Here is a 14,063-nt window from a genome sequence, read left to right as displayed (position 1 = left end):
CGGCGAGGACCGCCGCGGCCGCGAGCAGCCCGAGCCCGGCGGGCCCGGGCGCGAAGGAGGTGTAGGCGGTCCGCAGCGCGCGGGCGCCCGCCTCGGTCAGGTAGTACACCACCGGCAGGGCGGCCAGCCCCGCCACCGTCCCGATCACGATCCCGATCACTCCACGTAGCGGCACGCGCACCATGGTCGCGCTCCCGGGTGGCGCGCGGGGCCGTTTCCGGCAAGCCCCCGTACCCTTGGCGGTGGTTCTGGCGGTGGTTAGAGTCGCCATCATGACGATCGCACCGAACAGCGGCACCGGGTCGGGCCCCATCACCCCCGACGGCTCGCCCGTGGAGTTCTACGCGACGCAGCGCTCCCGCGGCGAGCCCGAGATCATCGCCGCCGTGACACCGGCGGGCGGCACGATCCTGGAGCTGGGCTGCGGCACCGGCCGCATGACCCACCCGCTGGTCGAGCTGGGCTTCGAGGTCGTGGCCGTGGACGAGTCGGCGGAGATGCTCGCGCACGTGCGCGGCGCGACCACCGTGCGGGCGCGCATCGGCGAGCTGCGGCTGGAGCGGCGCTTCGACACGGTCGTGCTGGCCTCGCAGCTCGTGCAGACCGCGGACGCGGAAGGGCGGCGCGCGCTGCTGGAGGCGTGCGCCCGCCACGTGGCGCCGGACGGGCACGTGCTCCTCCAGTGGATGCCGCCGGAGCGGCTCGACGCCTGGGAGGTGGGCCAGGGCAGGACCGAGGACGGCGTCACCGTCGAGCTGGCCGCGCTGGAGCAGCCGGAGCCGGGGCGGTTCACCGCGACCATGCGGTACGAGGTGGACGGGCGCGTGTGGACGCAGTCGTCCGCGTCGTGGCGGCTGTCGGACGAGGACCTGGCGCGGGCGTTGGAGGAGGCGGGGCTGCGGATGCTGCGGTTCCTGACGGAGGACCGGACCTGGGTGGCCGCCGGGGCCCTTACGACCTAGATTTCCGCTTATAGCGGGAAATTACTGGGAAATACTGGAACTCCTGTTACGCTCGCGCCATGGGTGACCGGCTGGACGATCATGGGTGATCGGCTGGACGATCTGGAACGGCGGATCGACGAGCTGCGCGCCGGGGTGCGCCGGGCCATGCGCGCCCGCGACCCGGCCGCCGCCCGGACGCTCCGGGCCGATCTGCGCGCCGCCGAGCGCACCTGGGACGCCCTGGTCTCCGGCGACCTCGACCCGGCACCAGCCGCCGACGATTCGAAAGAGATCGCTGGTTCCGGGAAGGTCGCTGATTCCGGGAAGGTCACGGGTTCCAGGAGCCGCGGTGGTTCCAGGAGCGGCGGTGGTTCCGGGAGCGGCGGGGGCGGGTTGCGGCTCGTCACCGTGCGGGAGCAGGCGCACCAGGCGCTCGACCTGCTCGGCGTGCCGGCCCAGCCCCGGCTGATCGCGGCCGTGAACGAGGCGTTCTTCGGCGGCTCCCTGCGCGGCGCCCAGCTCACCAGCCTGCGCCGCGACGAGGAGCGCTCGTTCGCCTCCTCCCCGTTCGGGCGCCCGTACTACCTGTGCGCCGCGCTGACCGACCGCCTCTCCCCCGCCCGCGGCCTGCTCGCGGTGAGCGCGTGGCCGCTGGAGCGGCGGATGGTGGGCCCGCTCAGCCCCCGCGTCCACTTCCTGACCTGCGCCGTCGCCGTGGCCCGGCGGCTGTGCCCGGACCCGGGCTCGGAGGCAGGCACGGGCACGGACGCGGGCACGGGCACGGAGGTGGAGCCGGATCCTCAGGTGGAGCGGCTGCTCGCGCGGATGGCGCGCAACATCCCGGGCGGCGCCGCCCACGACCTAGGCCCGCCCGACCCGCTCCGGGTGATCGAGGCGGCGCGGGCCGAGCTGGCCGTACACGCCGGGCGCGACACGCGGGACCGGGCCGAGCTGGCGAAACGCGCGGCCGCCCAGCTCGGTGACCGGGCGCGACTGTTCGGCGCCGCTACGCTGAGCACCGTCGCCCGGGCCGCGACAGGCCGCGCGGCCACCTGAGCACAGAGCGACACGAGCACACAGCGACACCAGCCACAGCGACATGAGCCACAGCGACATGAGCCACAGCGACATGAGCACACAGCGACATGAGTACAGAGCGACACGAGCACCAGGCAGATGAGCACATGAAGGGCAGCCGATGAACCGGCTTGACGCGCTGCGGGGCACGACGCCGCAGAAGCCGCACGACGCGCGCGCCATCGCCGCGCTCGCCGCCAACCCCGGCTGCGCGCGGCGGGCGCTGCTGGACGGCGCGGGCATCGACAAGGACGCCACCGCTCGCCACCTGGGCTTCCCGGCGCCGTTCGGGCAGTCGCCGTTCGCGATCACCCGGGGCAACGCGTTCGAGGCGCTGGTGAAGGCCGACGGGTGCGCCGAGCTGCTGCGGATGCTGCGCGAGCTGCTGGAGCTGCCGGTCGCCGAGGTGGCCTACCACGACGTCGAGAACGTCGGAGCCCACCTGCGCCACGCCCACACGCGGGCGCTGTTCGACCGGGCGGCCCGCGACGGCCACGACTCCGGCACGCTCTACGACCATCCGCTGCTCGGCCTGGAGATCGCCGGGCACACCGCGTTCCTGGAGCCGGACGTGGTGGCGTTCCAGCTCGGCGGCCGGTTCCACATCGTGGAGATCAAGTCGTTCTCGGTGATCGACGGCCAGGCCGACCCGTCGGCGGTGGCGGCGGCGGCGCGGCAGGCGGCCGTGTACGTGCTGGCGCTGCGCCGGCTGCTCGGGGAGCTCGGCCACGACCCTCGGCGCGTGGCGCACGACGTGGTCCTCGTCTGCCCCGAGAACTTCGCCAACCGGCCCGTGGCCACGCTCGTCGACGTGCGCCGGCAGCTCGCCGTGCTGGAGCGGCAACTCTCCCGCATGACGGGGCTCGACCGGCTGGTGGAAGGACTGCCGGAGGACCTGACGTTCGACCTGGTGCCGGGCGAGGACGGGCTGCCCACCCGCTCGGCGGCCGAGCTGTCCGACGCGCTGCGCCGCACCACCGCCCGGTACGCGCCCGACTGCCTGTCCACGTGCGACCTGTGCTTCTTCTGCCGCGACGAGGCCCGGCAGGAGGGCGCCTGCGACCTGCTGGGCCGTCAGGTGCGCGACGAGCTGGGCGGGGTGGCCTCCGTCGGCGAGGCGCTGGGCCTGGCCGACGGCACCCGCGACCCGGCCGAGGGGCAGGAGGAGATCGCCCGGCTGCTGCGCAACGCCGAGCGCCTGCGCCGGGAGTGCCTCGCGTGAGCCCCGTCCGTGACGCCCGGCGGAGGTGGACGGCGTGAGCCTGCTGACGTCGCTCGCGCGGCTGCGGGCGCTCGACGAGGGCGTCGCGCAGCCCATCGCGACCGTGCGACACTGCCACCTGTCCGAGCGGCCCATGGTGTTCATCCCGCTCAAGCTGTCCGGCGAGGCCGCCGCGCCGCTGGCCGCCATGCTCGGCACCCGCCGCGACGAGCCGCGCCTGCTCGTGGTGACGCAGCCCCGCAACCGCGACCTGCGCTTCGCCTGGGCCGCCGACCTGGCCGCCGAGTTGCTGCCGTACATCGAGGGCTTCCTCGGCGGCACCGAGACGGTGGAGCGCAAGAACGCCGACCCGTACGAGCGCGTGCTCGACGCGCCGCAGCTCGTCGTGCCGAACCAGGCGGGCGTCGGGTTCACCCGCCTGCTCGGCCGCTCCACCCGTTTCCGGCGGGTCGACGGGCCGTACCCGGTGCCGGAGCGGGTGCCGCTGCTCGGCCGCTGGCTGACGTACTTCGGCGAGCGGGCCGCCTACCCCGGCTCGTCGCTGATGACGGCCGCGACCGAGGAGCTGGGGCGGCACTGGGCGAGCGGGCAGAGCGGTCTGGAGGACGCCAACCTGGCCGCGCTGATGGCGTGGATCACCACCGGGCCGAGCGACGACGCCGAGGACCCGCTCGTGTGGCCGCCCGCGGGACCGGCGACCGATCCGGGGTTCGACTCCGAGGTGCTGGCCCCGGCCATCGAGGCCGGCTCGGCCGAGCGCATCACCGAGGCTCTGCGCACCCAGCTCGAACCCACCTGGCGGCTCATGTGGCAGGCGATCGACCTGCTGCGAGGCCTGCCGGAGGGGGCGAGCGTGGCGCAGCGGTGGGAGCAGGACCGCGGCTCGTTCAGCGGCATGGCCGCGCAGATCGCCGAGGGCGCGCCGCCGCAGGCCCGGCGCGACGGCGCGGTCGCCGCCGCCTCCCGCCTGGCCCGCATGGAGCGCGCCCAGGCCGCCTACGAGGTGCAGCGCGCCTACGACGATCCGCTGGTCATGGCCGAGCACCGGCTGACCGGCGAGGCGTTCGCGGGCGAGGTCGTCGAAACTGACCCCGAGCACGCCGAGGGCGAGGGCCGCTCACGCAAGCTGCGCCCGATCGTGGTGGTCAAGACCGACGATCCCGTACGGCTGGCGCCCGGCACCGCGCTCGGCACCCCGCAGCGCCGCACCCAGGGCGCCCAGCTCGTGTCGGCGGGCGACGGCCTGGTCACGGTGAAGATCACCAAGGGGATGGGGCGGGGGAAGACGGCCGCGCCCGGGTCCGTGCCGGAGGTGGGCGAGCGGGTCTGCTACACCTCGCTGACCGACGACTTCCAGGGCTCGCCTGCCCTGCCCGAGCCGGAGGCGACCCCGTGGACGCACGGCGGCCCGCCGCGGGAGTACACGCCGAGCGACGAGGACGCCCTGGAGGAGTGGTCGTGACGAGTCCCCCGCCGGTCCGGCAGGAGACGCCCGGTCCGGGTCCCGCGCCGAGTTCCGAGCCGAGTCCCCAGCCGAGCCCCGAGCAGGTCATCCGGGCCGTGCTCGCCGACCTGCCGCGGCATCGCGGCGTAATCGTCGACTCGCCGCCGGGCGCGGGCAAGTCCACCCTCGTCGTACGGGCGGCGGCGCACATCGCCGCGACCGGCGAGCCGCTGATGATCGTCGCCCAGACCAACGAGCAGGTGGACGACCTGGTGACGCGCATCTGCGAGCGGCACCCGGACCTGACCGTCGGGCGGCTGTCGGCGGGCGGCTACGTCCCGCCGCTGCGGCTGCTGGAGCTGCCCGGCGTCACGGTGGGCACCCGTGTGCAGGACCTCGGCGACCCCGACATCGTGATCGCGACCGCCGACAAGTGGGCGTGGATCTCCGGCCGGACGTGGCCGTGGGCGATCGTGGACGAGGCGTACCAGATGCGCTCGGACAAGCTGCTGCGCATCGCGGGGCTGTTCGAGCGGGCGCTGTTCGTGGGCGATCCGGGACAGCTCGACCCGTTCTCGATCGTGGACGGCGACCGCTGGTCGGGGCTGTCGTGGGACCCGCTGCAGAGCGCCGTGTCGGTGCTGCTGCGGCACAACTCGGACCTGCCGGTCCACCGGCTGCCGGTGTCGTGGCGGCTGCCCGCCTCGGCCGCGCCGGTGGTGTCGCGGGCGTTCTACCCGTTCACCGGGTTCCGGGCGGGCACGGAGCCGCACGAGCGGCGGCTGGAGCTGTCCACGGGCGGCATGGGCACCGTGCACGACCGGGCGCTGGAGGAGGCGGCGCGGTCGGGGTGGGCGCTGCTGGAGCTGCCGAACCGGCACACCGTCCGCACCGACGGCGAGGCGGTGGAGGCCGTGGCGCTGCTGGCGGCCCGGCTGCTCCAGCGGGGCGCGGTGGCGGGCTCCGAGCAGGGCGAGCGGCCCGTGACGGCCGAGCGGATCGCGGTCGGGGCGGCGCACCGGGACCAGGTGGCGGCGATCAGGGCCGCCGGGGTGCCGCCGGAGATCACCGTGGACACGGCCAACCGGCTGCAGGGCCGGGAGTACGACGTGACGATCGTGCTGCACCCGCTGTCGGGGCGCCGCGACGCGACGGCGTTCCACCTGGAGTCGGGGCGGCTGTGCGTGCTGGCGTCGCGGCACCGGCACGCGTGCGTGGTGGTGGCGCGGGCGGGCATCGCGGAGCTGCTGGACGCGCACCCGTCGGCCGAGCCGGTGCAGCTCGGGGTGCCGGTGAAGTTCCCGGACGGCTGGGAGGCCAACCAGTCGGTCCTGGACCATCTGGCGACCCACCGCGTCTGACGGCTCCTCCCCCGAGTCCCGCTGGTCCCTCGCGGGTCCCCAAGTCCCCCGGGCCCCCGGGTCCCCCGCGTGGGGAGGCGGGTCAGAGGCGGGCGCGCCAGACGTCGATGACCATGACCGTGCGCATGCCCGCCGACAGGTAGAGGTCGAGGGCGGGCGTGGTGTTGTTGGAGTCGACGTGCAGGATCGTGCCCCGGCGGCCACGGGCGGCGTCGGCGGCGAACGCGTGCCTCAGCAAAAAGCGTCCGAGGCCCCTCCCCCGGAACTCCGGGAGCACGGCGAGCAGGGCGACGTAGCCGCAGCCCTCGTCGGACAGGAACTGGTCGTTGCCGATCACGGTCGCGGCGGGGCGGCCGTCGAGCCGGGCGACCGTGAGCTGGCTCCAGTCGGTGGCGCGGTGCGCGGCGCGACGGGAGTACCAGGTGTCGTAGTCGACCTTGACGAAGCCGAAGTGCTCGGAGAAGGCCCCCTGGTGGACCAGGTGCGCCTCGCGGCGGGCCTCCTCGCTCTCGCCGCTGTGCAGGGTGAGGCCGGCCGGGACCGCGGGCGGGTCGAGCGGCCCCGCATGGTCGATGCGCAGCCGGTGGAAGCTGGTCGCGGGCCGCAGGCCGTGGCGCTCGGCGAGGGCGCGCTTGACCTCGTCGGCCCGGTGGATGCCGGCGTCGACCGTGACGCCGTCGTGGCCGCGCTCCTTGGCCAGCTCCCGGGCCCGGTCGAGCACGGTGCCCCACAGGGGCCCCGCCACGTCCTCCCGGCCGGGGCGGACGATGACGTCGACCTCGACGAGGTCGCTGCGGCCCTTGGCGTACGCCCAGGCCCAGGCCACCAGGCGGCCCTCGGCGTCGTGGCGCAGCCAGCCGTCGCGGTCGAGGTCGGCGCCGGGCGCGGCAAGGTCCGCCTTGACGTCGTCGAGGGTCCAGTCGGCGTGGCCGATGACCGCCGTGTCGGCGGCCGTCAGGAGCTCGTGGATGGCTGAAGCGTCCTCCGGCCGGGGGCGCCTGATGGAATCCATGGGGGGGATTGTGCCGAAACGGGCGGGGCTCTCGCCTCCCATTTTCCCTCCGTCGATAAGCTGGACGGGTGCTGGACAAGAAGCCGTTGCGCATCGAGGTCGCCACACCCGACCCGATGACGGTGCGGCTCGCGCTCAGTGGCGATCTAGACTACGGCACCGTCTCGGAGCTGGCGGCACTGCCCCTGGCCGATGACTTCCGCCGCCTGGAGGTCGACCTGTCGGGGGTCTCCTTCATCGACTCCTCCGGCCTGGCGGCGCTCATCCGCCTCTACCACCAGGCCGAGCGGGCCGACGCCGTGCTGCGGGTGGTGGCCGTGACGCCGTACCTGCGCAATGTGCTGCGGATGACGGCGCTGGACCGGATCTTCAGCCTGCCGCCCGCGTGAGCCCGCCCACGCGTCCGGGAGCGGCCCGGCGGGCCGCTCCCGGACGACGGCGGTCAGCCGACGGCGGGCTCGGGCTGCTCCGCCGGGGTGGCCGGGCCGCCGCGCAGCGGGATCTCCTTGACGAACGCCGCCAGCACGGGCACGACGACGGCGAACAGGATGGCCCACCAGAACACGTTGGAGATGGAGCCGGCCAGCGCCTCGATCAGGCCGGTCCGCATCTGCGGCTGCATCTGGGACAGCGCGGCCGGGTCCATCCGGCCGCCGCCCTTGGCGATCTTCTCGGCGGCCTGGGCGCCGAACTTGTCCGTCAGCTCGTTCTGGAAGCCGTTGTTGAAGACGGCGCCGAACAGGGAGACGCCGAACGAGCCGCCGATCGAGCGGAAGAACGTGGTGGCGCTGCTGGAGACGCCGAGGTCCTTCTGCTCGACGCTGTTCTGCGCGATGAGCATGGTGGTCTGCATGAGGAAGCCCATGCCGACGCCGAGCACGGCGATGTAGACGCCGGTCTGCCAGCCCGGCGTGTCCATGTCCATGGTGGACAGCAGCCACATGCCGAGCGCCATGCCGACGCCGCCGATCAGCGGGTAGATCTTGTACCTGCCGGTGGCGGTGATGGCCCGGCCGACGAACAGCGACACCACCATGGCCGCGGCCATCATGGGCAGCAGGAGCAGGCCGGAGTTGGTGGCTGTGGCGCCCTGGACCATCTGCTGGAACAGCGGCAGGAAGTTGATCGCGCCGAACATGGCGAAGCCGAGCAGGAAGCCGATGCCCGAGATCAGCGTGAAGTTGCGGTTGCGGAACAGCTGCAACGGCATGATCGGCTCGGCGACGGCGCGCTCGACGGGGATGAAGATGGCGAGCGTGACGACGGCGACGCCGATGAGGCCGAGGATCTGCCAGGAGCCCCAGTCGTACTCGTTGCCGCCCCAGGTCGTGACGAGGACCATGGCGGTGATGCTGATGGACAGCAGGATCGCGCCGATCCAGTCGATGCGCACCTTGTTGCGGTGCTTGGGCAGGTGGAGCTTGACGGCCAGCACGGCGAGCGCGATCGCGCCGACGGGCAGGTTGACGTAGAAGGCCCAGCGCCAGTCGAGGTGGTCGGTGATGAAGCCGCCGACGAGCGGGCCGGCGATCATGGCGAGCGACATGGCGCCGGCCATGATGCCCTGGTACTGGCCGCGCTCGCGGGGCGGCACCAGGTCGCCGATGATGGCCATGACGTTGACCATGAGACCGCCCGCGCCGAGGCCCTGGAGCGCTCGGAACGCGATCAGCTCCGCCATGCCCCCGTCGGGACCGCCGAGGACGGACGAGCCGGCCATGCCGCACAGGGCCGACCCGATCATGAAGATGACGATGGAGACGAGGAAGATGGTCTTGCGTCCGTAAAGGTCGCCGATCTTCCCCCAGATGGGAGTGGAGACGGTGGTGCCGAGCACATACGCTGTGACGACCCAGGAGAGGTGCTGGAGTCCGCCCAGCTCACCCACGATCCGGGGCATCGCCGTACCGACGATCATGTTGTCGAGCATGGCGAGGATCATCGCCAGCATCAGTCCCGGCAGGACCACCATGACCTCTCGGCGGCGCCCTCCTGCTTCTTCCATAAGCACACCCCCGGAGTAAAAGATCTTCCTTACTTGCCGACCGGCAAGCCTGCATTAAGGTAGATACTTACTTGCCGGTCGTCAAGTCGAAATAGGTGCACTTTGCGGGAAGACACCCGGACGCGTATCCAGGAGATCGCTCTCAGGCTGTTCACGGAGCAGGGCTACGAGGCGACCTCCCTGCGCGAGATCGCCGAGGAGCTCGGCGTGACCAAGGCGGCGCTCTACTACCACTTCAAGACCAAGGACGACATCGTCGCCAGCCTGGCCGACCTGCGCGTGGCCGAGGTCGAGGAGGTCCTGGCGTGGGCCAGGAGCCAGCCGAGGACACTGGAGGCGCGGCGCGAGATCGTGACGCGGTACGCCGAGGCGCTGCGCAGGCCCCGCTACCTGGAGGTCGCGCGCTTCATGGAGCGCAACCAGACGGCGCTGCGCGACCACCCGAAGCTGCTGCGCCTGCGCGACACGATGCTGGAGCTGGTCAACGAGCTGAGCGACCCGGACGACCCGCTCGCGGTGCGGATCGCCCACTCCATGGCGCTGTTCGCGCTGCACGCGGGCAAGTGGATGCCCCAGGAGGAGTCGGTGTCGGAGGAGGAGATCAACGCGGCGTCCCTGGAGGTCGCGCTCAGGCTCCTGGAGCCATAGGAAGGATCTCCTGCAGCCATAGGGACGATTGGGGTCCACGATCGCGGGCAGGTCTCCAGGCACGCATCCAGACGGGGAGGAAGACAGTGGAGGCAACCATCGCGCTCCGTTTGCCCAGGGATGCGGCGAGCGTCCCCCTGATCAGACAGATTCTCGAGGCCAGCCTCAAGACTCTGGGCGTGGAGCCGCAGATCCGCGACGACATCGAACTCATGCTCAGCGAGGCGTGCTCCAACGTGATCAGGCACGCCGGGCCCAGCGACGAGTACACCGTGAGCGCCGGAGTTCACAACGACCTGTGCACGATCAAGGTCATCGACACCGGCGGCGGGTTCGACCCCCGCAAGGTGACCCAGGCGCCCGACAACGCCGAGAGCGGCCGTGGCCTGCAGATCATGCGGGCGCTCGCCGACGACGTCCGCTTCACCAACCGGCGCGAGAAAGGTGCCGTGGTGTGCCTGGAGAAGCGGCTGCGCTTCGCGCCAGGGGCGGCGGCCCGGCCGTTCATGGCCGACTCGGGACTCGCCGCCCACCACGCCCACCAGGCCGTGCGGGGCACGGACAACTCGCTATGACGCTCCGGTGGCCGGCGCCGGCCACCGTCTGGCCGTCAGCCCGGCCATGAGGCCGAGGGTCACCAGGACCACGACCGAGATGAGCAGGACCGCCAGGAACACGAGGGAGCAGGTGATCGCCAGAGAGGCGATCGCGCCGAGTAGTGCCAACATTCGGCCAAACTTTCCCCGCTGAATGGGCTCTAAGCCTTCGGTTCCGGATAGATCGGGCTTTCCGCGAAGCGACGGCGTCCTGCTCCCTCTCGTCCGGCCTCGGGAACGCCGCAGGTCAGGAGGGCGGGAGCTCCCGGCGGCTGGGGAGATGGTCCAGGCGGCGCAGGATGACCCCCTCGCGCAGCGCCCACGGGCATACCTCCAGGCGCTCGACCTCGAACAGGTCCATCGCCGCGTCGGCGACCAGCGCCCCGGCGGCCAGCTGAGCGGCGCGGCCCGGCGACACGCCCGGCAACGCGGCCCGCGAGGCCGTGTCCAAGGTCGTCAGCTTGCCCGCCCAGTGGGCCAGGTCCTGGCGCGACAGCGAGCGCGAGACGTAGGGCCCCTCGCTGGACGGGGCCGTCCCCGCCACCCTGGCGAGCTGCTTGAAGGTCTTGGAGGTCGCCACCGCGCAGGTGGACTCCCCGTGCCGGACCACGTCGCGGACCGTGCGGGCGATCTCCGCGCGGACGTGCCGGCGCAGCGCGCGCACCTCCTCCGGCGGCGGCGGGTCGGCGGTGAACCAGTCGCGCGTCAGCCGGCCGGCGCCCAGCGGCAGCGACACGGCCACGTCCGGCTCCTCGTCCACGCCCGCGGCGATCTCCAGCGAGCCGCCGCCGATGTCGAAGGCCAGCAGCCGCCCCGACGACCAGCCGAACCAGCGCCGCACCGCCAGGAACGTCAGCCGGGCCTCGTCGCGACCGGACAGCACCTCGATGTCCACCCCGCAGCGCTCGTCGATGCGGGCCAGCACCTGCTCGCCGTTCGCGGCCTCGCGCACCGCCGACGTCGCGAACGCCACGAAGTCCTCGACGCCCTTGTCCTCCGCCAGTTGCAGGGCCTCCTCCACGAACGCGCCGAGCAGCTCGATGCCCTCGGCCGACAGCTCGTTGCGCTCGTCGAGGTGCTCGGTCAGGCGCAGCTCCTCCTTGTGGGAGTAGGCGGGGATGGGCCGGGCGCCTCGGTGGGCGTCGACGACGAGTAAATGGACGGTGTTCGAGCCGATGTCCAGCACGCCGAGTCGCATGTGCATGACGCTACCGGCCTGCGGCGCGCGGAGCGACGCCGCCCCCGCGTGGACGCGGGGGTGAAAGTACGGGTTCCGCCCGGACGGCCATACGCTGATCGCATGTCACGAACCCTGCGACTGTTGATCACCGGCGGCGGCACCGGAGGTCACACCTATCCCGCCCTGACGACCCTGACGGCCGTGCAGCGCCGCCAGGTGCCGCACGACGTGCTCTGGGTGGGCACCGCCAACGGGCTGGAAGCCAGGATCACCGCCGAGCACGGCATCCCGTTCAAGGCGATCACCACGGGAAAGCTGCGCCGCCGGCCCAACCTGCGTGAGCTCGGCACCAACATCGCCGACGTGTTCCGCATCCCGGTCGGCGTGGCCCAGGCCATCGGGCACGCGGCCCGCTACCTGCCCGACGTGGTGCTCTCGACCGGCGGGTACGTGGCGGTGCCGATCGGCGTGGCGGCCAAGCTGATCCGCCGGCCGCTGGTCATGCACGAGCAGACCACGGTCGTGGGCCTGGCCAACCGGATCCTGGCCCGGCTGGCGACGCGGATCGCACTGTCGCACGAGTCGTCGCTGGAGTACCTGCCGGCCTCCGCGCGAGGCAGGGCCGTGGTGACCGGCAACCCGATCCGGCCGGAGCTGCTGCAGGGCAAGCGGGCCGCCGCGTACGACCTGTTCGGGCTGACGTTCGAGGTGCCGCTGATCTACGTGACGGGCGGCGCGCAGGGCAGCAGGCAGATCAACACGCTGCTCGCCGAGATCCTGCCCCGGCTGCTGCCGCACGCGCAGGTGGTGCACCAGTGCGGGCCGGCCTGGATCGAGGAGATGCGGGCCGTCGAGCTGCCGCCGGAGCTGGCCGAGCGCTACCACCCGGTGCCGTACGTGGGCTCGGAGCTGGCCGACCTGTTCGCCGCGGCCGACGTGGTGATCTCGCGCAGCGGCGCCGGGACGGTGTCGGAGCTGACGGCCATCGGCAAGCCGTCGGTCCTGGTCCCGCTCATCCCGACGGGCGGCGACGAGCAGCGCAAGAACGCCGGCTACCTGATGTCGGCCGGCGCGGCGCGGGCCCTGCTGGAGCCGCACCCGACGGCCGACATGCTGCTGGCGGAGCTCATGCCGCTGCTGGCCGACCCCGAGCTGCGCGCGGGCATGGCCGAGGCGTCGCGCAAGCTGGGCCGCGTGGACGCGGCGGACGCGCTGTGCGACGTGCTGCTGGAGACGGCCCACTGGCACGCCTGACGCCGCCGGCCTGACAGGCCGTGTCCCGGGGTTGCTGGTCTCACCACGGGTCCGGAGGTCGGGGGTCGGGGTGTGGGGGGCCGGGTCAGCCTTCCAGGTAGCGGAAGGCCTCGTGGGCGGAGCTGACGCTGCGGCGTAAGACGCTTTCGAGCTGGTCGGCGTCCTGGGCGAGACGCTCGATCTCCGGGACGGACAACGCGTCGGCGCCCGACTCGGCCAGCAGCTCCTCGTAGCGCGGCAGGCGCGCCCGCAGCTCCTCGATCTGCTCGCGCGCGTGGTAGGCGCGCTCCGCGTCGGCGACGTGACGGGCGTAGCGTTCCAGCACCTCGACGCGCGCGACCACCGCCGCCTCGCTGGTGGCGAGCGCCCGCTCCAGCGGCTCCACCACGGCCGCGACCTCGGGGGCGACGCCCCGGCCCAGCAGCTCCCGGTGCTCGGAGCGCAGCGCCGACAGCTTGGCGAGCAGCCGGGCGATCTCCCACTCCTGCTCGGGCAGCAGCACCCCGTTGCGCGCGCCGTCGAGCAGCCCCTCGGCGTTGACGTGGGAGCGCAGCACGCCGCCGATGGCCCGCTGGGCGCGGGACAGCACCGCGCGGGCCTCCTCGTCGAAGTCGACGGGCAGCAGGAACCGGCCGTGGTGCAGGCGCGCCTGCTCGTACACGCCGCGCTCGTACGGCCGGTCGTACTCCGGCAGCTCGCCCATGGTGGTGGTCTTGATGAGGACGACCAGCATGAACGCGCCGAGCAGCACGAAACCGGCGGGCGCGGCCGGGGTGTCCAGCAGCCAGGCCATCAGCCCGAGCACCACGGGCGTGGCGGCGAGCAGCGCCACGCTGGAGGGGCTGCGGCGGCGCGGCGCGGGCGCGGAGACGGGCGGAACCCAGCCCGACCTGATGCGGGTCAGCAGGGGGGCGTTGGCGCGCAGCATTCCGGCGATCTCCGGGGGTACTCCCGGCTCGACGACCACACCCACGCTCAGCCTTGGCACCCTGGCGCCCCCAACGCTCGTGATGTCCGGATACTACGGAACATTCCGCCCGAATGTCAGCCTCGCGAAGGACAGTCCAAGCGAACCCCCGTGCTTCTCCCGCCCGGCGTCGCGTCACGCCGCGGCGATCATCCGGGCGCTACCGTAGGACGTTATGAGATCCGCCCACGTCATGATCGCGGCCCCTCTCGTCGTCGTCCTCGCCGGTTGCGCCGGCGTGGGGGGGGGGGGGGGGGGGCCCCCGCCCCCCCCCCCCCCGCCCCCCCCCCCCCCCCCGCCGGGGGGGGGGGGGGGGGGGGGGGAAAGGGGGTTGACGAGGGGGTTTGTGTGGG

The 14,063-nt window shown here is 73.0% G+C and carries 14 protein-coding genes; 9 read left to right on the top strand and 5 right to left on the bottom strand.

All coding sequences use genetic code 11. The features are described from left to right. The first annotated feature begins 272 nt into the window (after positions 1-272). The 5 genes from ABZS51_RS40055 (at position 273) to ABZS51_RS40035 (ending at position 6,048) form a co-directional block, all read left to right on the top strand. Positions 273-962, top strand: a complete 690-nt coding sequence (locus ABZS51_RS40055; protein WP_355452823.1) for a class I SAM-dependent methyltransferase — start codon at positions 273-275, stop codon at positions 960-962. 63 nt (positions 963-1,025) lie between these two features. Beyond that, positions 1,026-2,000, top strand: a complete 975-nt coding sequence (locus tag ABZS51_RS40050) for a hypothetical protein (RefSeq protein WP_355452820.1) — start codon at positions 1,026-1,028, stop codon at positions 1,998-2,000. A 142-nt stretch (positions 2,001-2,142) separates the two neighbouring features. Then, entirely contained in the window at positions 2,143-3,243 is a 1,101-nt protein-coding gene (locus tag ABZS51_RS40045; protein WP_355452818.1) for a hypothetical protein, read from the top strand. A gap of 34 nt (positions 3,244-3,277) precedes the next feature. Continuing rightward, positions 3,278-4,705, top strand: coding sequence for a hypothetical protein (locus ABZS51_RS40040; protein ID WP_355452815.1), 1,428 nt, complete (start codon positions 3,278-3,280; stop codon positions 4,703-4,705). Next, the gene (locus tag ABZS51_RS40035; RefSeq protein WP_355452812.1) at positions 4,702-6,048 is read left to right on the top strand and encodes an AAA family ATPase; all 1,347 of its coding nucleotides are present in this window, start codon (positions 4,702-4,704) and stop codon (positions 6,046-6,048) included. The genes ABZS51_RS40040 and ABZS51_RS40035 overlap by 4 nt, the downstream gene beginning before the upstream one ends. An 82-nt stretch (positions 6,049-6,130) precedes the next feature. Here the strand turns inward: ABZS51_RS40035 and ABZS51_RS40030 are convergent, their stop codons facing one another. Further along, positions 6,131-7,060, bottom strand: a complete 930-nt coding sequence (locus ABZS51_RS40030) for a GNAT family N-acetyltransferase (protein WP_355452809.1) — start codon at positions 7,058-7,060, stop codon at positions 6,131-6,133. A 68-nt stretch (positions 7,061-7,128) separates the two neighbouring features. Here ABZS51_RS40030 and ABZS51_RS40025 point away from each other — a divergent pair, with 68 nt between their 5' ends. Further along, a complete protein-coding gene (locus tag ABZS51_RS40025) occupies positions 7,129-7,449 on the top strand; it encodes an STAS domain-containing protein (RefSeq protein ID WP_355452806.1) in 321 nt (106 codons plus the stop codon). A gap of 53 nt (positions 7,450-7,502) precedes the next feature. On the opposite strand, the gene ABZS51_RS40020 is transcribed toward ABZS51_RS40025, so the two are convergent. Then, on the bottom strand, positions 7,503-9,065 hold the full coding sequence (locus tag ABZS51_RS40020; protein WP_355452803.1) for an MDR family MFS transporter: 1,563 nt from the start codon (positions 9,063-9,065) through the stop codon (positions 7,503-7,505). A 102-nt stretch (positions 9,066-9,167) separates the two neighbouring features. Between ABZS51_RS40020 and ABZS51_RS40015 the strand changes: the two genes are divergently transcribed. Next, a complete protein-coding gene (locus tag ABZS51_RS40015) occupies positions 9,168-9,713 on the top strand; it encodes a helix-turn-helix domain-containing protein (RefSeq protein ID WP_355452800.1) in 546 nt (181 codons plus the stop codon). A gap of 86 nt (positions 9,714-9,799) precedes the next feature. Beyond that, positions 9,800-10,288: an ATP-binding protein gene (locus ABZS51_RS40010; RefSeq protein WP_355452797.1), complete on the top strand. Its 489-nt coding sequence runs from the start codon at positions 9,800-9,802 to the stop codon at positions 10,286-10,288. Here the strand turns inward: ABZS51_RS40010 and ABZS51_RS40005 are convergent. Beyond that, positions 10,283-10,441, bottom strand: a complete 159-nt coding sequence (locus ABZS51_RS40005) for a hypothetical protein (RefSeq protein ID WP_310709970.1) — start codon at positions 10,439-10,441, stop codon at positions 10,283-10,285. The genes ABZS51_RS40010 and ABZS51_RS40005 overlap by 6 nt on opposite strands. A gap of 115 nt (positions 10,442-10,556) precedes the next feature. Next, the gene (locus ABZS51_RS40000) at positions 10,557-11,507 is read right to left on the bottom strand and encodes a Ppx/GppA phosphatase family protein (protein ID WP_355452794.1); all 951 of its coding nucleotides are present in this window, start codon (positions 11,505-11,507) and stop codon (positions 10,557-10,559) included. A 102-nt stretch (positions 11,508-11,609) separates the two neighbouring features. On the opposite strand from ABZS51_RS40000, the gene ABZS51_RS39995 reads away from it, so the two are divergent. Further along, positions 11,610-12,743: a UDP-N-acetylglucosamine--N-acetylmuramyl-(pentapeptide) pyrophosphoryl-undecaprenol N-acetylglucosamine transferase gene (locus ABZS51_RS39995; RefSeq protein ID WP_355452791.1), complete on the top strand. Its 1,134-nt coding sequence runs from the start codon at positions 11,610-11,612 to the stop codon at positions 12,741-12,743. An 85-nt stretch (positions 12,744-12,828) separates the two neighbouring features. On the opposite strand, the gene ABZS51_RS39990 is transcribed toward ABZS51_RS39995, so the two are convergent. Next, positions 12,829-13,716, bottom strand: a complete 888-nt coding sequence (locus ABZS51_RS39990; protein ID WP_355452788.1) for a hypothetical protein — start codon at positions 13,714-13,716, stop codon at positions 12,829-12,831. Positions 13,717-14,063 lie beyond the last annotated feature (347 nt).

The sequence above is a fragment of the Nonomuraea sp. NPDC005501 genome (assembly GCF_040605905.1).
Classification (GTDB): Bacteria; Actinomycetota; Actinomycetes; order Streptosporangiales; family Streptosporangiaceae; genus Nonomuraea.
The sequence above is the reverse complement of the archived record's forward strand: the minus strand, read 5'-3'. Positions and strand labels throughout refer to the sequence as shown.